Below are 20483 nucleotides of genomic sequence, written 5' to 3' on the forward strand. Positions count from 1 at the left end.
GTATTTTATGTATCAAGAACAAGAAAATTCAGTAAGTAATTCTCGATTGACTCTTCCTCATATGGAATTATCGTTGAGAGCCAAACAAGATACTAATCCAACAGATAATGAAGGTCTTGTCCCTTTACATTATGCTGCTTGCGGAAATCGCTTAGAGCAAGTGAAATTATTGCTTAAAAACGGAGCAAATGTTAATGCATTGGATAATTATGGTTTTACTCCTTTACATTATGCTGCTTCCATAAATTGTAAAGAGGAGGTGGAATTATTGCTTAAAAACGGAGCAGATATTGATGTAAGAAATCATTTCGGTGCTACTCCTTTATATTTAGCTGTTCAGGGAGGCCATGAGAATGTGGTAAAATTATTGCTTAAAAACGGAGCAAATATTAATATAGCAGATAATTCTAGCAAGACTGTTTTACATTTATCTGTTCTCAAAGGCCACACAGAGATAACAAAGTTATTGCTTGGAGATATGGAGACTCCAAGTACAAGCTGCATCGATATAAGCATTGAAGAGTTACAAGTAACTAGTAAGTCTTATTATTAGAGGGTAGATGAAGTTTACTATCTCCTAAATCGTATCTGTTCAGATTCATGTGAAATCAGTCCTTTTTTTCTTGTCATGAAAGTAGCTGACACTGGGATCCAGTTTGACGAAAGCGCTCTACAACGTTTTTTGTGAAAAAGCCAGTGTCAGGCACTGACCATTTGTTGCTACGTTTTTGTCTATCTTATTTTGCCACCCTGCTGAACGGATACCCTAAATCATGTAGCTAAATGAGTTAACTATTTTTCTTGCTAACTAAGGTGTTGTAAATTTGGTCTACATCAAAACTCATCTTAGGGCACCAAATAGGGCCATCTAAGTGTGCCTCGATATAAAGAGGACTATTATGATTTGGTAGTATGAAAAAGAGTCTGAATATAGAAGTTAAGGAGAACTTAGATAAGATTAAATTAGAAGAGATAGAACCTGATGCTTGATCGATACTAAACTGTGAACTAGTTGAACATACACCACTGTTAATACTTACTTTTCCATTAATATTTTCAAAAAGCGTACTGCCATTATATATATCAACGTAAGCAAGCTTGGAAATTTCAGGTTTATTCTTACTGCTTAACAACTTAGTGATGAATGAATTAAAATCCACATTTGTAAACTCTATTTTCTGTGCTTGAAAGTTTACATTTCCTGATAAGTTACTAGCCCAATCATCAAAGCTTGTCCCTTGAGTTTTGATTTCACCACTTAAGCTTATCTTGCCATTTATGTTATTAACTCCTATAACTTCCTTGGTGTCCAAATTTGCAATAGAAAATTTTATGTGAATTGAGCCTGCTTTTAGATAACCCTGAAAAAACATTTGTCCATGTTCTAGTATGTAACTTATCTTTTTGATAGTGATAGTGCTGTTTCTTATCACTGTATCCAAGTTAAAATCTTTTAAGACGTTTTGCCCAATTTTAAATTCTGTAGTTTTGATTTGCACGTTTGCATCAAAATCTCCTTTCTCATCTAAAAAATTAAGCTGCTTTGTTGACCATTGAATTTGATTTATTTCATTTCTTGAGTTTCTTTTTACCTCTAATAGTTTTGGTAATTTAAAGATATTTCCATTAAATTTATTACCTGTAAGGTTTACGTCTAATAAAGGCTTAGTGTATTTTTGATCCACTAATATTTTTACACTACCGGTAATGTCGAAATTTTCTCCGAATAACTTTATTTTATCTGCAACTAGCTTGTTCTCTTGTATTTTTAATGAAAAATCCAAATCTTCAATTTTTGTACCATTGAATATAGAATCTTTAACACTAGTTCTTATATTTACATCATATTTAATATTTTTCAGCCATTGCACTTTGCTGAATAATGAATAATCATATTTATCTATATTAATGTTATGTATGCTAAATTTACTATCGATCATATTGTGTTTTTTTGTGTGATTTACCTTAATTGATCCTTGCCAAGATTCTTTGTTATTTAGCAATCTGATATCTGAAAGAGATAATATTCTAGGTGCTAAATATAGTTTAGAACTTGCTGTAAATTGACTTTTCTCTCTTTCTTGCATCTTGATAGAAGGTAAAATATGTGAAATGAACGACTCACCCTTTATCAATATATCACCATTAAATTCGGACAAGTTGCCATTGTTTGAAACTTTTCCTGATAAGCGAGATATATTATTGGTTCCAGGAAACTGAAGAAGAGTATCAACGTTTATTTCGCCATTAGCAAATTTTAGCGTAGCATGAAATTTGTCCAATATCCTGTTTTGATATTGAATATTTGAAGCTTCCATATTAAAATCCAAGCTCAGGTTCTTTGGCACAACCTCTCTAAAAGATTCTAAAAGACCCTTCATATCTGTTGTTTTGTGTGAGCCGTTTTTTAGGTCGACTTTACTAAAACTAATATTGATATTAGTATGATCACTTTTTCTATCATTTTGTATTATACCAGTGCCTTGCATGCTTTTGGACTCAATTTTTAAATCAGTTGCCGTAAACTCGCTTTCATTGAGATTGATATTGGATGATATCTCAATATTTTCGCTGGGAATCACATAAGAAAGGAAGCTAAGATTAATGATTTTTGCCAAGCCGCTCATAGAATCAGAATTATTATTAATCGTCAATACTAAATTGCCCTTGAGCTCTTCTTGATTTCTATTACCTTTAAATAGCAAATTTGCAAAATTTGAATCAACACTAATGTGTACATTATTTTTTGTGACATTAACCTTTCCAGAAAAATCGTAATTGTTGTCACCAATCTGTACTTCACCAAAAAACTGCTTATTTTTTTTTATAGCAACTTCCTTGATATTAATAGTATCGGCGTTAAAACTTATTTGGCTGTCCTTTATTAATATATCAACTATATTATCATTGGCTTTCGTATTTATAATATTAAGTAAATTTTCTTTGTTGCTTTTCATGCCCAAAAATGAGATTGACTTTGGTTGCAATGAAAATGAAAACAACGATGGCCTTATTTCAATTTTTTTTGCACTAATTAAATCTGATAATTTTTGCTCCTTGTTTTTGTTGTATTGTACATATACATTGTGAATAGTAAGTTTTGGAGTAATGAGCGAAACTTCAATTTTTCCTCCAACATGTACTTTAGCATCATACGTCTTCTCTAACTCTTTTACGATATATTCTCTGTAGCCACTCCAATCCTTAAAAGTTGCAGCAACGTGCATGAGAATTAATAGCAACGAGATTGATAATATGGCGTATAAAGAAAGTTTCATAATAGACCTCTCATTCCAGCATCCCTTCTCTTCTTGTCATCCCAGTTTGGGATCCAGGAAATTTGATTAGACATTAAGTTAATTAGCAAAAAAGTAGCTATTCTTATGTTAAAGCACAGCATTTTTACATGAGAAGCTGGTCTGATGAGCACTGGGTTCCCAGTGGAAATTGCTCTCAAACCACAACACTTATACAGTTGTGTGTGTGACACTGTGATCCAGTGTGACTTAAATAAGGTTTTCCAGATTATATAATCAACAAAATTTCTGGATCCCAGTGCTTGACACTGGGATGACAGGAATAGGTTATGGGATGAAAGAAGTGGATATTGGAATAGTAGCTGAAATGACATATAGCAATACAAAGGGTGTAATTTACACATATTTCAAATTATTCAAATTTCCTCTAAAAATCAGGTAAAGAGTGCTAGAATAAATAATAACACTCAAAGCTATTAAAGTTACTAAATAAACAATACGAGCTAGCCCTCTATCGAAAAACAACCCTGCTGATAAGTAATTAGAGAGATAAAGAACTATTGACATAACCAATGTTGCAGTGAGAATTTTTACAATATTTAGTAATAATGCTTGGCTAAGCTTATACATCTTATTTATTGTTAAATAATTAATCAATAAAATAGAATTTATCCAAGTGGAAATGGAAGTAGCAATAGCAATTCCTATATGTTGGTATTTGTTCATTAATAGGAGATTTAGTATTACGTTAATTCCAAGGCACGTTAATGAGAACATAGTTGGTATTTTTAGCTTTCCCCTAGCAAAGAATGTGGGTAGCAATACTTTATTTATAATAAATGCGGGTAAAGAAAGAGAAAATGCTACTAATGTAGGAACAGTTTGCTGCACTGCATAATAATCAAATCGGCCGTAAGAAAAAAGCGTAAGTAAAATCATGTCAGGAATAATGATAAAAGCAGCAGTTATTGGCATAATTAATATTAACCCTATATTAAGGGCCTTGTTCTGTATTTTGACTATATTCTCAGTATCATTTATTCGTTTTGAAATCATAGGAAGAAGTACTGTACCAATTGCAGTGCCAATTACTCCTTGCGGTAGTTGATTTAGTCTATCGGCATAATATATATAAGAAACTGCATTTGGTATAAAACTCGCCATGATTGTGTCAATCCATACACTTATTTGTATTACACAATTGTTGATAATTGCAGGTATTACACGCTTGAAAAACAACTTCACTTCGTTACTTAATTCTAAACTAAAAGAAAAGAAAGCCTTTAATTTGTATGCACTAAATATTATTAAAAGTAGCTGCAAAATCCCTCCAATCAGGACGGCTATAGAAAGGTTATGAGCCGGTGTTTCAATGTAAGGTAAAAACAAACTGATGATTAAACAGAGGTTCAAAATGATTGGTGAAATAGCTGTTGAAGCAAAATGCTGTTTTACTTGCAACATTCCACCAATAAGTGATGCGATTGACACGAAGATTATGTAGGGCATCATAATTTTCGACAAAGTTACAGTAAAGGTAAATTTATTTTGGTCAAATCCAGGAGTGAAGATTTTGATCATGTAAGGGAAGAAGGTTTGTGTGATAAGGCAAAAAATTACTAGAATAATAAACGTAATGGATATTACACTACTTGCGAAATTAAATGCCTTTTTATTATCATATGACTCTGCAGAGTATAATGGTATGAATGAGGTAGTAAATGCCCCCTCTGCAAAAAACGATCGAAATAAATTAGCAAAGCGAAACGAGGAAAAGAATATATCTGCAAGAGAGGTTGCACCAATAACCGTAGCAATCAATACATCTCTTATTAGCCCTGAGATTCTTGAAATAGCTGTAAAAAAACTAAATGTGAAAATACTTTTAAACATATCATGGTGTCAATACGATTGAGTATAATGATAAAAGCATGAATGAAAATATTTAAAACCCTCTGCAAAAGGAGGTAACTTAAATAATTAATTGACTATTTGTGCTCGTATGTTAAAAATTTTATATCTTGGCGGGCGTAGCTCAGTTGGTAGAGCGTCAGTTTGTGGTACTGAATGTCGCCAGTTCAATCCTGGTCGCTCGCCCCACTCAAAATTTTCACTTTACATAAATATAAACATTAGATATTTTTGCACGGCCGTTAGCATTCCTTGTTGCTCTAGTATTTAGATGGTGGAGGGGAAGTTTGCAATTTAGAGTAAAAATGATGCCTATTAATTAGTGAGAGGGATTGTATGTATATTTGTTTGTTAGCTTATAGTATAGTGTCAGCACTAGGAATATTAGCTTGGTGGTTGAGTTTTGACACTTCATCACCTTTAGCCATAGGTGCAATTGCTGGTTCTATGGCTCTAGCATTGATTGCGGTTTTGCACGTAGGATGTTTGCTATATAAGTTTTGCAAAAGAGATCCTATTGAGGAAGATCATGGAAAAATAGCAATTTTTTTGGGTATGGCTATACCTATAAGTACTATGATTGGGGCAGTGCTTAATGCAAGTGTGATTGCTGTTCTTCCTAACCCAGTAGTAACAGTGATTATCTTAGTAAGTGCAATAACAGGGCTAATAGCAACAATTATGGGGGTTTATGTAGCCACATCTTTAGTGCATTGTGCAGATGAAGCAGCAATTACATTTGCAGCAAGTGCAACTTCGATTACAGATTCTACATTTGTTAGAATATCTCAGGAAGAAGAAGTGGATGAGCGTATTACCTCTCCTACAGTTGAAAAAGTTTCTTCTGTAAAAGAGACGATAATTTGAGCTAAGTTAGTTTGTAACACTGGAATCTGTAAAATTTGACATCAATCACTGATAGTTGGAATATTATAGATTAGGAATTACTCAAGAAGATGCATAAGTACGACGTAGTGGTAGTAGGTGGCGGTCATGCCGGGTGTGAAGCAGCTACAGCTGCAGCACGTCTTGGTGCAAGCACGCTACTTATAACTCACAAAATTTCAACTATAGGAGAGATGTCTTGTAATCCAGCAATTGGAGGAGTTGCAAAGGGTGTTGTAGTTAGAGAAGTAGACGCCCTTGATGGAATAATGGGGAGAGCTATCGACCGAGCAAGCATACACTCGGTCGTTTTAAATGGCAGCAGAGGCGCAGCAGTATGGGGCCCACGTGCACAAGCAGACCGAAAATTATACAAAAAAGCAATACAGGAAATTATTCTAAATTATAACAACTTGACAGTAAAAGAAGAGTCAGTTGACGATTTTCTTATCGAAAGTGATAGCAATGGAGAATCTTATATAAAAGCTGTAATAACAGACTCAGGTGAACGTATACTGACAAGCAGAGTTGTTTTGACTACAGGGACTTTTTTACGTGGTGTGATTCATATAGGAGAGCAAACAACTCCTTCTGGAAGAATAGGAGATAAACCTGCAATAGAGCTTGCAAACACGCTAAAGAAGTATGATTTTAAACTGGGCAGGTTACGTACCGGAACTCCACCGAGGCTTGATCGTGGCACTATAAACTGGTCGGTATTACAAGAACAAGTGGGTGACAATCCACCTACACCATTTTCTTATCTTACAGAGAAAATTAACCAGCCTCAGGTTTCATGTTTTATTACTCATACTAATGAACATACACACAGAGTAATTCGAGAGAATCTTCACAGATCAGCTTCTTCATATTTAGATAACGTTATTGCACCAAGATACTGCCCATCAATTGAAACTAAAGTTAAAAAATTTGCAGAAAAAAATAATCACCAAATATTTCTAGAACCAGAAGGGATTGATGATAACACTATATATCCAAATGGAATTTCAAATTCATTGCCCATCGAAGTGCAGTATGAAATGATAAAGAGTATAAAAGGGCTTGAAAATGCAGAAATATTAAGACCTGGATATGCAGTTGAATACGATTATATCGATCCACGAGAGCTATTTCATACTCTCGAAACTAAGAAAGTTAAAGGACTATATTTTGCTGGTCAAATTAATGGTACCACTGGATATGAAGAAGCAGCTGGGCAGGGAATTATTGCCGGAATCAATGCAGCACTCTCTTTATCTCAAAAAAGTTTTGTTCTTCATCGTACAGACTCATATATCGGTGTAATGATAGACGACTTGGTCACTAAGGGAATTACCGAGCCTTACAGATTATTTACCTCGCGTGCAGAATATAGACTGTCAATCAGGTCAGATAATGCAGATAGAAGATTGACACAAAAAGGTTATGACATCTCTCTTGTGTCGCATGAGAGATACTCTGTTTTGCAGGGTAAACTTAAATCCATTAAGCAACTTGAGGAGAAATTAGAGAGCCTAACAATTACTCCTGAGCAGCTCAGGTCCTATGGCATTAAAATATCTTATGATGGAATAAGAAAAACAGCATTAGATTTGCTCGGTTATCCAAATATTGACTGGAATAAATTACGAGAAATATGGCCAGAGTTAAACATGGGTTCCAGTGTCAGCTACTTGCATAACGCCAAAGCACCTCTTCCTGTCATCCAAGTAGCTGACACTGGGATCCAGTACTTGAATGATGATGGAATGGATGCAGTTGACACTGAAAAAAATGTAGATTCCAGCGTCATGTGCTGGAATAACACTATAACTGATAGCATAGCCAAGAATGAAATATATGAAGCAGTTGCAATTGAAGCAAAATACAAGCCTTATTTAGTAAGACAAGAAGCAGATATGAAGTTTCTACAAGAGGAAGTTAATACTCAAATTCCAACTAATTTCAACTACTCACAGATTAAAGGCTTGTCAACTGAAGTGATAGAAAAGTTGCAGTCAATAAAGCCAGCAACAATTGGTATTGCGAAGCAAATACAAGGTATCACTCCAGCAGCGATAGTTAGCATATTAGTGTACCTTAGGAATAAGAAAACGAAAATAGCTGCTAATTCTGCGTAACATGTCAAAAATCGAAGAATTTCGCTCTTTTATGCACGAAATAAATGTTGATACATTTATGTTGAATACTAAAGACGAGTATTTAAATGAATATTCAAAAGAGTTAGCAGAGTTATGTGGCTTCACGGGAACAAATGGGCTACTTATCGTTACAAAGAGTAATAAGTGCCCATTTTTTACAGATGGACGCTATATCACACAAGCTCGCAGTCAGCTCGATCAGGGCAGTTTTCGAGTATATAATATACAAGAAGAGGATCCACACAAATGGGTAAAAGCAAACTTAACATTGACTACCTCACTGGGTTACTATCCGCAATATTTTACTATGAAGGACATAAGAAAATATGAAGGCATTTGTAAACTAGTACCATACTTAATTAAAAAAGATAGTAGTCATAAAGCACAAACAATAGTCTCACATGTATCTGGTGAGAGTGGTAAGGATAAATGTGAAAGAGTAGCTAAAAACATAGAGGCTGAAGCAGTGCTTCTGACTGATCCAAATTCAATTTCGTGGTTATTAAATTTAAGAAATGAAAGTTCTGAATATACTCCTTGTATATTGGGTCGTGCTATATTGTATAAAAATGCCAATGTTGATTTATTTATTCAAGATAAAGAACATTCAACTATAGAAGCAAATTTTGATAACCATATAAATGTTTTTGATATTAGTGAGCTAGAAAATTCACTACATAAGTTAAATTTGGTGGTGATAGATCCAAGCACGACTCCAATGAGCATTATGAATGCAATAGATCCCTTGTATAACCATTATTTAAATGAAAAATCAGCTTCGGTGTCATTCCAGTGCTTGACCAGAAATAAAAAAGCATGGATCCCAGTGTCAAGCACTGGGATGACAATAAGTAATGAAAGAGGTCTAATAGAAAATAAGCAGATAATTGAGAAGGAGGATCCTTGTTTGATTCACAAAGCAGTAAAAAATCAAACTGAAATAACTGGAGCTATAAGTGCGCACATCAAAGATGGAGTAGCAGTTATAAATTTTCTATATTGGCTTGAAAACAATATTGACAGTGAAATTACTGAGCTTGAAGCTGAAGAAAAAGTTTTAGAATACAGAAAAGAGCAGAATTTGTTTAAGCAACCGAGTTTTCCAACAATTTCAGCATTCAACGAGAATGGAGCAATCATTCATTACCGTGCAAGCAATAAGACAAATAAAGTCATTCAAGAAGATGGGCTGTATTTAATTGACTCTGGTGGTCAGTACCTTGATGGCACAACCGATGTTACAAGAACTATAGCAATTGGTAGTCCAACCAATGAGCAACGAGCTCACTACACAATAGTATTAAAAGCTCACATTGCGATAGCAAGTGCGGTCTTTCCTTCTGGCACTACTGGTGGAGAATTGGACATATTAGCGCGTATACATTTATGGAAATTTGGAATGGATTACATGCACGGTACAGGACATGGAGTAGGAAGTTACCTTTCGGTACACGAAGGACCGCAAGCAATATCAAGAGGAAATAAAGTGGAACTCATTCCAGGCATGATACTTTCTAACGAGCCTGGTTATTATATTCCAGGAAAGTATGGAATAAGAATTGAGAATCTGGTGTATATTGAAAGGCGAGAAAACGTCTTTTTAAGCTTTAAACAATTGACCTCTGTTCCTTATGATAAAAAGCTAATAGATATACAAATGCTTACTGAAGATGAAGTTAAATGGATAAATAGCTATCACCAATTTGTTTATAAAAATATAGAAAATGGCATAAAAGATAAGGAATGGTTAAAGAGAGTATGTGAACCTTTAAAATAGTTAATTTGTCATTTAATCAAGTATTAATATAGTTGTTCTTGTATTGTTTTTAATTAAAAACAATATATAATATTAGTTTCAAATAGGTGTAATTATGACAGATAAAGTGCAAGATGATGAATTTATGAAGCAGTACATGGATACTTGCAAAGAGCAAATAGAAAAATTGGCAAGCGACCCTAATTTGCTTCAACAGACCTTAAAGCCATTCATGCAAATGTCTCAGCAACTTATGGCTGGCGGTATGCTAGAAGGAAATATGCCTAGCATGATACCTGATATGGGTGGTATGGATATCAACAAGATGATTGCTCAGATGAAGGAAATGTATGATTACATAAAGAGTAATCACAAAGAGCTCATGAGAAAAGATGCTTCACAAATTCAAGAGCTTGATGATTCCAGCAGAAGATTGAGAGGCTTGGTCAAGAAATTGATAGAGAAAGTTGAAGCTAAGTAGTATTTATTCATATCAAAGAGCTATAGCAGTAGTGAGGTCTTGTTCCTCAAATTTAGTATTACCATAGAGTTAAATATAAACATAAAGGGATGAAGAGATGATTGAACTTAAAAGCCAAGAAATTTGCCCAAATGGAAATAAGAAAAATTTGATTATTTTTTTTCATGGTTGGGGCTCAAGTGGCGATAATTTCGTGCATCTTGCTAAAGTTATGAGCAAGTTTTTGCCTGATTCATGTTTTGTGGTACCGAATGCTCCGTTTGAGAGGGAAATAGGTGATGGTTATCAGTGGTTTAGTTTAGAGGATCGTAGTGAAGAAGCACTATATAATGGGGTGAAAAATGCTGCATCAATTGTAAATCATTTTATTGATACAAAATTAAAGGAGCTTAATTTAAAAGATACTCAGCTTTCTTTAGTTGGATTTTCTCAAGGGGCAATGCTTGCAATACATGTGGCTCTTACCCGGCTTCAGTCTTGTGCATCGGTTGTTGCATATTCTGGTAGGTTTCTTTCACCTTCAAAAATTGCACCGGAGATCAAATCAAAACCCAGCATATGTGTTATTCATGGTGAAGCTGATGATGTGGTACCTTTTTCTTCCCTTGATTTAGCGGTTAAAGCTCTGAAAGAAAATGGAGTAAACGCTCAAGGATACCCAATTCATGGATTAGGCCATATTATTAATGAAGAAGGAATAAGGTTAGGGGTTGAGTTTATCAAGAAAAATTTTGGAAATTAATTTCCATGCACTTGTTTTGCTTTGGTTACGGATATGTAGCTAAATTTCTATCGAAAAAATTGCTAAATTTAGGCTGGAAAGTTAACGGTACATCAAGAAATAAAGATATACAACTTTTTGATTATGAAAAGGTTGATCAAGATCTGCTTAAAAGCGTAACACATGTTTTAGTTTCTATTCCTCCAGACGGCGATGATGTTATGGAGAGATACGGTCATTGTCTGGAGAATATTAAATGGCTTGGTTATCTGTCTGCAACTAATGTTTATGGTGACCACTGTGGTAATTGGGTGAATGAGGAATCTGAAACAAAGCCTATAGAAATTAGAGGAGAAAAGCGCCTTGAGTCTGAAAAGAAGTGGCTAAGTAGCAAATTGCCTGTACATATTTTTCGTTTGGCTGGGATATATGGTCCTGGTAGAAATGCGCTAATTGACCTGCAGCTTGGCAAAGCAAGAAATGTGAAAAAAATTTTTTCTCGTGTTCATGTTGAAGATATATCGAATATTTTATTTTCTTCCATGCAAAATATAAAGCCTTATGAGATATACAATTGTGCAGATGATTTACCTGCTACGCAATCTGAAGTGGTCACGTATGCAGCCGAGCTTCTCAATATTAGCCCTCCAGAGCCAGTTGAGATCTCTTCCGTACCAAATTACGCACGGGGTTTTTATTTAGGGTCAAAAAAAGTAAGCAATACTAAAATTAAAAAAGACCTTGGTGTCTCTCTAGTTTATCCTGATTACAAGGTGGGTTTAAAGAGTTTGTATATATTAGAATAGAGAAAATAGATTGCCAGATGCAAAAATTTTTCTTGAATGTTCCTTGTTTTGATGTAGTACCACTAGGCATACTATTATATAGAGGTAAATATGTTCAGCACTCAATCGCTCCCGGTTGAAAATATTCTATTACATCAAGCCGCTTATAATGGTAACATAAATGAAGTTAGGTTATTACTTAATGTAAAAACTGATATCAATATCAAGGATAAAAAAGGATTTACAGCCTTGCATTTTGCTGTTTATTCAGGACATTTAGACGTAGTAAAGTTACTAATCAGTAAAGAAGCTAATATTCATGCAAGAACTACTAAAGGCAGTACAGTTTTACACTTTGCTGTTGTAGCTAAAAGCAAAGCTATAGTAGAGGAGTTAATTAAAGCGGGAGCTGATCCCAATATAAAAGACTGTACTGATGGTAAGACACCTTTACATATTGCTGCTCAAAATGGACTTGTAGAAGTTGTAAAGGTGTTACTTAATACTCAAGAAATTGAGATTGATGCTAAAGACAATGAATTTGGTATAACAGCTCTGTACTTAGCCTCTCAGAACGGACATACTGAAATAGTTGAACTATTAATTAGCACAAAAAATGCTGATGTTAACATAGTAGATAAAAAAAATAATGTCACACCCTTGTATCTAGCTGCTCAGAATGGGCATGCAGCAGTAGTTAAGTTGCTTCTTGATAATGGTGCTAAAGTCAATGGCTGTGATACCAGTATGAATCCTTTGTGTGTAGCTATTGATAATGGCCATGACGAGGTAGCTCAATTATTACTTAGTGTAGAAGGGGTGGATGTCAATATTGGCAATCAGCTTGGCAATACACCTCTACATATAGCAGCTATGAAAGGTAATGAAAAAATGGCAAGATTACTGCTAGAAAAAGGTGCTGATCCTAATATTAAAAACCTTTCAGGAGATACTTCCTTACAAGCTGCTGAATACGTAAGAAAAATTAGCTGGCATGATAATCCTCCAAATGTACAAGGAGGATTCTTCGTGTTAGTTGGCTCGAATGGAATATATTCATTTCAGCAATTTTATGAGCAAAAAAAAATTATGGAGCTTTTGGTACAACATATAAAGGACAGCAGACCTAGCTCATCAGTAGATGAAATTGACGTATCTGTTCAGCAGAGTAGCAAAATAAGATAGATGAGAAAACTAGTTTGTGACATTGGTGTCCAGTTAAATTTACATGGATTCCAGTGTCAGCTACTCGAATGACATTATGGAAGCTGTGATGACAAGGAAGGAAGCACTAGAAAGAAATGGGTGTCACGCACTGGGATGACATTATGGGAACTGAGATACAAGAAAAGAAACACTGGTTTGACATGCATCTGTCTCAGTGATGTAAATTCGACTTTACCCCATTTGCAACCATCAGGGTTCTTTGACTATAGACCTAACAATTCTTTTCTAATTTCTTCTTTAATTGTATCAATAATCTTTTTATCAAGTTTATTTATTAAGGAATCATCAATACCTGTGATGTCATCTGGATTTTGTATCATTTTTTCAATAGCATCATCTATTTTTTTTACTCTTTTTTCATTAATTTCCTCAAATATAGGTTTAATTTTCACATAACCAGGAGCGCCCTTGCTATAACTTTTGCTGCTTTCGTTGATACAACCACCAGCACCATATGTTTTATTCACGTAGTTTTTACTACATTTTGTTACATCTTTATACCCAATCTCACCATTTTCTATATATGCTATTTTATTATCTTTACTAGAGTTTAGCTTGTCCCCTTTCTTAATTTCTTCTTTTAATTTTAAACTTTGTTCATGAATTATTGTATCTTTGTAATTCTTTCCCCCATAGGTTCTGTATGTACCTCCGCCTGCAACAGTAATTAAATCTTTACAAATTGTTTCTGAAGAGTCTCTGCACATTTTTATTAAAGTTGGTCCCCCATCCTTGTTAGATTTATCATTTTCTTGTCCACCACCTCCTTCTGTTACTTTTACTTTAATATATGGATAACTAGGGTTGACTCTCAGTTTAGCTTTAATGTAATCACCTGGCATTCCTAGTCTACTTACAGTAGACTGAGCTTTACCATCTATATGACCAGCTTCACCACCTCCCCATGCTTCTATTTCAACGTAATCATACATTGACAGATCATCTGTAGAGCCATCTCCAAGCTCATAAAGTTTTTGATCCCTGTTTTCAATAATCTGCTTCTTATGTTTCAATTGTGCTATTATTATTTCACGTAATCTCTTTTTTAAACCCTCTAAATCGAACCTACACAATTTATCAGCATAAAAAACTTCTGTTCTATTTGCTTTAATCGGTTGATTTTTTAATTGTGTGCACTTTTGTATTTCACCTTTCTCGTTTTTTACTGTTTTACCATCCTTATCCTTGCAATCCACTTCCTCATATCTTAAGTAAAATAGTTTATCATTCTTATCTACATACTGTGTTGAGCGACTACATACTCCATCAAAGCAGAGGCAACCATCATCACCGTGATTACAGTTTTTTTCTTCATACTTTCCATCTGTTAACTCATATACTATTTTGCATTTGTCACAATTTTGTTTTGTATCTACCTCTTTATCCTCTTTTGCCATGCAGTTATCTCTAGACTTATTTTCAGCAGGAATGGAAATATATCCTTTTTTATTAAATATTATTTCATTCAGTGCATCTTGTGGCTTTGCTAAAACATCAACTAATTCAATAATTCCCCCTTTTTTGCAAGGAAAATAATAAGATTGATTTGATTCTTTCGAGTAAACAGTATTGTGTTTAGCATAGCTTGCTCTCATTGACTTCAGTGATATTAGCTCACTTCCTTTTTCAAGAACGAATTCCTCCGGTTCTGGCTGCCAACCAGAAAGGCATAGCATTTTACTTTTAGGATTTTCTTTATATTTTATTTCTACTTTTGGATATCCTGAGCCATCTAGTTTGCACTTACCATTCTGAAGCTCTTTACATTCTGTTTCAATATCGGGAACATATCCATATTTTTCTAGAACTTCAAATTGCGAATTATTTTTTAATATACCTTCTATTATGTTATCGATATCGCTTTTTATGTTACCGGTACCAGTTGTTTTTTCTACTATTGCCGGCTTTACTACTTTTAAGAATAGAGGGCCGACTTCTATAGAGCGACTGGTGTCAGCATTAACATTAAAAGTACAGACTCCATTATTGTGAGTTCCACGTGCCCTCTCAGTACAAACTCTCTCATCCATCTTCATTTTTACCTCTAGCGTATTTTCATTTATTACCTTTATTTCCTCAGGCTTTGGAGCAGTTGGTGATGGAAAACAACGGGCAGGAAATTGTAATTTTCTTTTTGATTCTTCTTTTTCAGTACCATAATATTCAGCGCAGAGCTGACCTTTTTTTCTATAAGTTTTAAAGTGATGGTGGGTATCTTTATCTGGAATAGAGTATGTAGCACTTTGAATGTTTTTATTACTTGAAATAACGCGTGGAAAAGGTAGCTCTCTTCTTTCCTTCAGCTCACCAATAATGACTCCAACTCTTGGATGGAAATAATCATTTTCTTCATTTGTTATAGGGACAATTCTAACTTGTGGTGGTGACATCGCAAGTTGTTCACAAAATGCAGGTGGGCCAGGTGCAAGTTGCACAGGGGCACACTTTACTTTTGTTTGATAGCATGTATCACAAACTTTTTCCATCTCTCCAGGACGAAAAATATTTTCCCCAGAAAATACTCTAGAGCCCCATGAAGAAATTCCTGACATACAAGCCCCTTTTTGACTACAAGCACATATCTTAGGAGAATTAGCAAATTTTACTTTTTCTTCATCAGTAACACCATCTGCCCATTCCCATCCAAGACCTTGGGCAATTTCTCCTCCAGCTTTTGTTTTATCTCCTTCCCAATCTATAAAAGCTGCTGCAGAAACTCCAGCTCCTGTACTCTGCGTTCCATATATCTGGCGGCAGAATGTTCCACTGGATAATATATAACAGTTGTCGTTCCCTTCGTAATCGCAGACCTTAATCTTTGGATCGAAGTAACCTTCTGGTTCCTGATTATTTACTGCTGTAACTTTAATAAATTGCAATAATTTTTCGTCAAAATCTAAATCGCTCCACTTGCCTTTAAAAAAATTCGCAATACCTTTTCCTGCTTTACTTCCTGTAGCTTCAATTTCAGTATTACTTTTTACAAATGTTGGACAATCAGCATATCCTTGATAAGAAAGACAAAATATCAAGGAGAATATCAATAAAAAATTAAGCTTTACATTTTTCATAGAACGCCGGTAACCACTTACTCACTTTTTCGCCTTTTTCCTTTATTGCTTCATACATATACTTTATAGTCTCTTTATTAGCTGAAAGTACATGTATTTCTTTCATATTCTTCAAATCTAGATTTAAAGTTACTAAACCTTTGTATTGCTTTATCAAAAATAAACCTTCCTGTGTTGGTGTTTGCAAAATGACATTCAGTTCCTCTTTCGACAGAGAAAATGCCTTCATGTATAATCTGTTTGCATTGATGTTCGGCATCAGGATTCTCGTATCGACATGCTTATCTAAATATTGAGTAAACTTGCTAGCAAATGCTAGGTTTAAGTTTTCAGTACTTAGAATTACTACAACATTTAACTTTGTCATTCTTTGCATCCAGTCGTCAAACTCTCCCTCTGTAGGAAAAATATTACTTATCTCCCATGCTTCATCCAAAACAAGTATTGCAGGTGAGCCATCACATTTTGCTTCGAAAGAGTATAAGAAATAGTAAAGTATCACGGACATACATTCTTTTTGCTTAGTGAGATTTGCAGTATTGAGGGATATAGTTTTTGTTCCCCAGTCAATGTCTGACTCATCACCATCTTGGAATAAGTAAGCAAATTCACCTTCACCACACCATTTACTTATTTTGCCTCCAAGAAGTAAAAGCACTTCAGAAATTTGAGAAATAGATCGCGATTCTCTTGGTATAGCAAATATAGAATCTACAATTTTTTTTGTCTTTTCTTCTACGTCTACCAAACTTGCATCTGCAACCATCCTTTTGATCAATTCAACAAGCATATTGCGATTAGAAGCACTATCTTCAATGTTCAGTGGGTTAAATTTTAGACTTTTATCTTTATATTTTGGATCAATTATGTAATATTGGCCGCTTACTGCTTTAGTAAATATTATTGATTTTCCAGTATTATCCAATATAACAATCCTAGGGTTAAATTTTCTTGATTCCGAAAGTAAGAAATTGATCAGTGAGGTTCTACCTGAATTTGGAGCTCCAAGTATTGTGGTATGACCATTATTTTTCTTTCCATGAAAGTTAAAAAAGTAAGGACTGCCTTTTTTTGAAAAAAAAACTGTTACTGCTTCTTTCCATCTTCCTCCTTTTAACGTACCTGATGTAAAATCATGCAACATAGCAAAGCTGCAAGCATATTTTTCTAATATATTTTTTGGTTGTGTAACAAAAGCAAAGTTTCCAGGAAGCTGTGCCCAAAAATGATTTTCCATGTGCAGATCAGTCCTAAACATCATCAACCCGATTAACGACATTACAGAGGATAAATCACTGATATTTTTAGCTAACCTATTCTTATCATCTGCAAAGATTGTAACAATAATTTTCTGTTGACAAAAATCCATAGCAGAAATTTTTTCAAGCTCTATTATTTCATTTATTCCTGAGTTTTGAAGTAAGGTATTGTCCTCACTGATTTGCAGTATATTAATTTGTTTTTTGAATTCTTTTACTGCTTTATTATTACTAGTAAATATTATTATTTCTGTGATGATAAGCTCAGAGTCAAGTTGCAAACACCTATCTATATTTTCTAAGGGGATTTCTCGATATTCCTTTATGCAAAAAATAGAACCAAACTTCTGTTGACCTTCAAACGATGTTTGAAATTTATTGAAACCAAAAGCTACTTTTAAATTTTTAACATGCTGCGATAGATCCCTTTCACATATTGGATAATCTTTGTGCGTTAATGTAATAATGTAATGGAGAAATTCCATCATTTGAGAATATATTTTGCCTTCACTAGACCTAAGGCCCAGTTTTTTAGCTCCAAAAGGTTCTAAATCTTTTTGAATCAGGTCAGTTATTTTTTGTAATTCTTGATGATTTTTTTGTAAAAATAACTTGTGCCTATTCTTTATCCTGCCAAAAAAAAATGCATTATTAATATGTTTGCCAAAATCACTAAGTAACACCACAATGTATAACTCATTTATATACTGTAGTTTACTATCAACTAGTTTATTAAACCACGTTGAGTGTAGCTGATCGGAAAAGTCTGAAGTTTTATTCCACTGTAAGCTCAGTTTATTGCGCTTACGGACAGTGTGAATCCAAACGGTAAAATATAAACTCTTGATATTTTTTGATATACTTTTTCTAATTTCAGTTCTAAGATCACCATAGTTATCAACTGAAGAATAGTCTTCTAATTTGATTATTTTTAATAATTCCCCCTGTTTTGTTAGTATAGTTTCTTCATCGTAGTGGCAAGCATAAGGGATAAAATCTAAATTAATACTTTCTAGTAACGCTAAATTGTTCTTTTTTTCAGAATTAGATCTAGTGGCTGGTACTTTTGGTTGCATACAATATCATGCGTATTCAATAAAAAGATAATAAAGAATCATCTATCTTACTTAATCCTTATCTTCTTTTTTGTTATTGGATTGTAACTGTATGTCCTTTGCAAAGTTGAATTTTTCTTTCAGGTAATCTGTTGCCTTTTCTGTGCTTCCAAACATCATGATCAGTACGCCAAATATTATCATGAAAAAAATTAGGCCTCTGAACACTACTGCAAGTATCACTGTAGCTATACATAACCCTATAATTGTCGAAGGATTCATATTTTCTACAGTATCTTTAACTGAAAATGAAGAAATAAGTTCTTTCAACGTTCCTGGTATATTTTTCAATTCATCACTTGCTTTGCTAGAACATGACATGAAGATAAAACTTAACAGGGCTACAATAGCAAAAACTCTACCCAATTGAATACGCATCAGCTAAATACCTTTAAGATACTCCTCAAATGTAACAATTTTTACATCAATAGGCAAGAACCGAATTCACTTGCTCACCATAAGTAACTCATATTTAACTTTTATCACCGTGTTAGCTCTTTATTATCAACAAGAGGACTCACACTAATGGATGTCAATTTACTTGACAGAAAGTTTGAACACAATTCAGCAGCAGCTGCTGTAGCAAACACCGCAGCCACCACAAACAGTCCTGCTCCTACTAATCCTGATGTCATTGCTCCTGCAACAATGCACCCTATTGCTAAGAGAGCAGAACTTGTTACAAGTGCGACGTGAAGATTTTTGTTTTTACTATTATTTTCATAATTATTGGATTGCATTGTATCTTTTACCTTACTGCCTGTCACTGAGATCACACAATGAGGCCCTTCTTCAGTCTTCTTATAATGTTTAGAAGGGGATATTCTTCCGCTTGGGCCTTTGGGCCTTGTTTTGTTCGGATGTGCTAATTTTGTTTTTCCTTCATCTTCTAGTTGCAAACTATTATCTTTCTCAGCAGGGTTTAATTTTAAGTGTACACTTTCCTCAGATGAAATGCTTGTTACTGAAGTTAAGCTGTTCCTTCTGCTACTTGATGCCAAGCTAGATGAATTTATTCCACTATCTAAGTCACTGCTACTACTGAGTTTAGAAGTATTTGCACCGCTTGGCACTTCTACAGCATTCACAGTTATATTAGGCTTTTCATTTTTTAAATCTTTACTATCAATCGAAAGATCAGATTGACTATTCAATTGTGATTGTGCGATCTCCTTTCTTGCTTGCGATTGTTTTGATGTAGGATGTGCTGAAGCACCATAATAACCTGAATTTCTCAAGGAATTATATGTTCCAGAGATTCCTATTCCACTTACACCCTTAGCTAAAGAATCCTTTTCCAGAGGATTAATACCTGAATTTTTGGGAATTTCAACTTCACCAGAAAGACTTTTTTTGTTAAATAGTTCCATAGTATTATTTTGTCTATTTGCTTGATTACTTCTAAGACTTTTCTGATTTTGAATAGTGCTACTAGAATGATCTTTGTCACTACTTTTATTAGTAATCCCTGTAATCTCTGAAATTATTCCTAATATTTTTCCTCTTCTTGTTGGTGATCTTTGTGATGATTTTTCTTCATTGTTAAGTACTGAAGGTTTCATTAATTCCTCTGACTCTATCACTTCTTTTTCCAATGCTGGAAGAAATTTCTCGGTGTAATAATTATAATATTTTTCTTGCTCTCTCAGTAATTTTGCTAATTTAATTAATATGTTAGGATCAGCTTCTTTGTTGAACAATTCTATGCATTCTGTGATAGTCCCATCTCCCTTTTTTGGACTTTCATTATTATGTGTTTTTTTTGTGACCTTTTTGTATATAGCATTGTACAATTGTTGATTAATATCTTCTTTACTCTTCTGATGTTTTGCAAAACGACTTAGCATAACATTTCTCCATACATAACAAAATGT

14 protein-coding genes and 1 tRNA gene are annotated in these 20483 nt (G+C 34.2%); 9 read left to right on the top strand and 6 right to left on the bottom strand.

Going from position 1 to position 20483, the window contains the following annotated elements:
* Nucleotides 1-7 precede the first annotated feature (7 nt).
* Nucleotides 8-553: an ankyrin repeat domain-containing protein gene (locus AB3210_RS00820; RefSeq protein WP_007302070.1), complete on the top strand. Its 546-nt coding sequence runs from the start codon at nucleotides 8-10 to the stop codon at nucleotides 551-553.
* 235 nt (nucleotides 554-788) lie between these two features.
* On the opposite strand, the gene AB3210_RS00825 is transcribed toward AB3210_RS00820, so the two are convergent.
* On the bottom strand, nucleotides 789-3278 hold the full coding sequence (locus tag AB3210_RS00825; RefSeq protein ID WP_007302069.1) for an AsmA-like C-terminal region-containing protein: 2490 nt from the start codon (nucleotides 3276-3278) through the stop codon (nucleotides 789-791).
* A 375-nt stretch (nucleotides 3279-3653) separates the two neighbouring features.
* Complete coding sequence (gene murJ, locus AB3210_RS00830) at nucleotides 3654-5150, bottom strand: murein biosynthesis integral membrane protein MurJ (protein WP_026097235.1); 1497 nt, start codon at nucleotides 5148-5150, stop codon at nucleotides 3654-3656.
* 131 nt (nucleotides 5151-5281) lie between these two features.
* Here murJ and AB3210_RS00835 point away from each other — a divergent pair.
* The 8 genes from AB3210_RS00835 to AB3210_RS00870 all read left to right on the top strand — a co-directional run bounded on the left by AB3210_RS00835 (nucleotide 5282) and on the right by AB3210_RS00870 (nucleotide 13122).
* Nucleotides 5282-5357 (top strand) — tRNA-His (locus AB3210_RS00835).
* 147 nt (nucleotides 5358-5504) lie between these two features.
* Entirely contained in the window at nucleotides 5505-6035 is a 531-nt protein-coding gene (locus tag AB3210_RS00840; protein ID WP_007302066.1) for a hypothetical protein, read from the top strand.
* Nucleotides 6036-6124: 89 nt separating this feature from the next.
* On the top strand, nucleotides 6125-8173 hold the full coding sequence (gene mnmG / locus AB3210_RS00845) for a tRNA uridine-5-carboxymethylaminomethyl(34) synthesis enzyme MnmG (protein WP_019236692.1): 2049 nt from the start codon (nucleotides 6125-6127) through the stop codon (nucleotides 8171-8173).
* Nucleotide 8174: 1 nt separating this feature from the next.
* Complete coding sequence (locus AB3210_RS00850) at nucleotides 8175-9971, top strand: aminopeptidase P family protein (protein WP_052264809.1); 1797 nt, start codon at nucleotides 8175-8177, stop codon at nucleotides 9969-9971.
* A 94-nt stretch (nucleotides 9972-10065) separates the two neighbouring features.
* Nucleotides 10066-10431, top strand: coding sequence for a hypothetical protein (locus AB3210_RS00855; RefSeq protein ID WP_006014880.1), 366 nt, complete (start codon nucleotides 10066-10068; stop codon nucleotides 10429-10431).
* A 97-nt stretch (nucleotides 10432-10528) separates the two neighbouring features.
* Nucleotides 10529-11173, top strand: a complete 645-nt coding sequence (locus AB3210_RS00860; RefSeq protein WP_052264810.1) for an alpha/beta hydrolase — start codon at nucleotides 10529-10531, stop codon at nucleotides 11171-11173.
* 5 nt (nucleotides 11174-11178) lie between these two features.
* On the top strand, nucleotides 11179-11958 hold the full coding sequence (locus AB3210_RS00865) for an SDR family oxidoreductase (RefSeq protein WP_007302062.1): 780 nt from the start codon (nucleotides 11179-11181) through the stop codon (nucleotides 11956-11958).
* A 90-nt stretch (nucleotides 11959-12048) separates the two neighbouring features.
* Nucleotides 12049-13122 (top strand): ankyrin repeat domain-containing protein, encoded by a 1074-nt coding sequence (locus AB3210_RS00870; protein ID WP_007302061.1) that lies wholly within the window; start codon nucleotides 12049-12051, stop codon nucleotides 13120-13122.
* Nucleotides 13123-13367: 245 nt separating this feature from the next.
* Here AB3210_RS00870 and AB3210_RS00875 read toward each other — a convergent pair whose 3' ends face one another.
* The 4 genes from AB3210_RS00875 to AB3210_RS00890 all read right to left on the bottom strand — a co-directional run bounded on the left by AB3210_RS00875 (nucleotide 13368) and on the right by AB3210_RS00890 (nucleotide 20456).
* The gene (locus AB3210_RS00875; protein WP_230608986.1) at nucleotides 13368-16235 is read right to left on the bottom strand and encodes a hypothetical protein; all 2868 of its coding nucleotides are present in this window, start codon (nucleotides 16233-16235) and stop codon (nucleotides 13368-13370) included.
* The gene (locus AB3210_RS00880; protein ID WP_007302059.1) at nucleotides 16216-18570 is read right to left on the bottom strand and encodes a type VI secretion protein; all 2355 of its coding nucleotides are present in this window, start codon (nucleotides 18568-18570) and stop codon (nucleotides 16216-16218) included. The genes AB3210_RS00875 and AB3210_RS00880 overlap by 20 nt, the downstream gene beginning before the upstream one ends.
* Nucleotides 18571-18621: 51 nt before the next feature.
* A complete protein-coding gene (locus tag AB3210_RS00885; RefSeq protein ID WP_007302058.1) occupies nucleotides 18622-18987 on the bottom strand; it encodes a hypothetical protein in 366 nt (121 codons plus the stop codon).
* A 104-nt stretch (nucleotides 18988-19091) separates the two neighbouring features.
* Nucleotides 19092-20456 (bottom strand): DUF350 domain-containing protein, encoded by a 1365-nt coding sequence (locus tag AB3210_RS00890; protein ID WP_096097206.1) that lies wholly within the window; start codon nucleotides 20454-20456, stop codon nucleotides 19092-19094.
* Nucleotides 20457-20483 lie beyond the last annotated feature (27 nt).

Source organism: Wolbachia endosymbiont (group B) of Scrobipalpa ocellatella (assembly GCF_964188425.1).
In the GTDB taxonomy this organism is placed as follows: domain Bacteria; phylum Pseudomonadota; class Alphaproteobacteria; order Rickettsiales; family Anaplasmataceae; genus Wolbachia.

Excerpts from the sequence above, each read along its gene's own strand:
- AB3210_RS00820 (WP_007302070.1), top strand. The coding sequence starts at position 8 with ATGTATCAAGAACAAGAAAATTCAGTAAGTAATTCTCGATTGACTCTT.
- AB3210_RS00825 (WP_007302069.1), bottom strand. The coding sequence starts at position 3,278 with ATGAAACTTTCTTTATACGCCATATTATCAATCTCGTTGCTATTAATT.
- murJ (WP_026097235.1), bottom strand. The coding sequence starts at position 5,150 with ATGTTTAAAAGTATTTTCACATTTAGTTTTTTTACAGCTATTTCAAGA.
- AB3210_RS00840 (WP_007302066.1), top strand. The coding sequence starts at position 5,505 with ATGTATATTTGTTTGTTAGCTTATAGTATAGTGTCAGCACTAGGAATA.
- mnmG (WP_019236692.1), top strand. The coding sequence starts at position 6,125 with ATGCATAAGTACGACGTAGTGGTAGTAGGTGGCGGTCATGCCGGGTGT.
- AB3210_RS00850 (WP_052264809.1), top strand. The coding sequence starts at position 8,175 with ATGTCAAAAATCGAAGAATTTCGCTCTTTTATGCACGAAATAAATGTT.
- AB3210_RS00855 (WP_006014880.1), top strand. The coding sequence starts at position 10,066 with ATGACAGATAAAGTGCAAGATGATGAATTTATGAAGCAGTACATGGAT.
- AB3210_RS00860 (WP_052264810.1), top strand. The coding sequence starts at position 10,529 with ATGATTGAACTTAAAAGCCAAGAAATTTGCCCAAATGGAAATAAGAAA.
- AB3210_RS00865 (WP_007302062.1), top strand. The coding sequence starts at position 11,179 with ATGCACTTGTTTTGCTTTGGTTACGGATATGTAGCTAAATTTCTATCG.
- AB3210_RS00870 (WP_007302061.1), top strand. The coding sequence starts at position 12,049 with ATGTTCAGCACTCAATCGCTCCCGGTTGAAAATATTCTATTACATCAA.
- AB3210_RS00875 (WP_230608986.1), bottom strand. The coding sequence starts at position 16,235 with ATGAAAAATGTAAAGCTTAATTTTTTATTGATATTCTCCTTGATATTT.
- AB3210_RS00880 (WP_007302059.1), bottom strand. The coding sequence starts at position 18,570 with ATGCAACCAAAAGTACCAGCCACTAGATCTAATTCTGAAAAAAAGAAC.
- AB3210_RS00885 (WP_007302058.1), bottom strand. The coding sequence starts at position 18,987 with ATGCGTATTCAATTGGGTAGAGTTTTTGCTATTGTAGCCCTGTTAAGT.
- AB3210_RS00890 (WP_096097206.1), bottom strand. The coding sequence starts at position 20,456 with ATGCTAAGTCGTTTTGCAAAACATCAGAAGAGTAAAGAAGATATTAAT.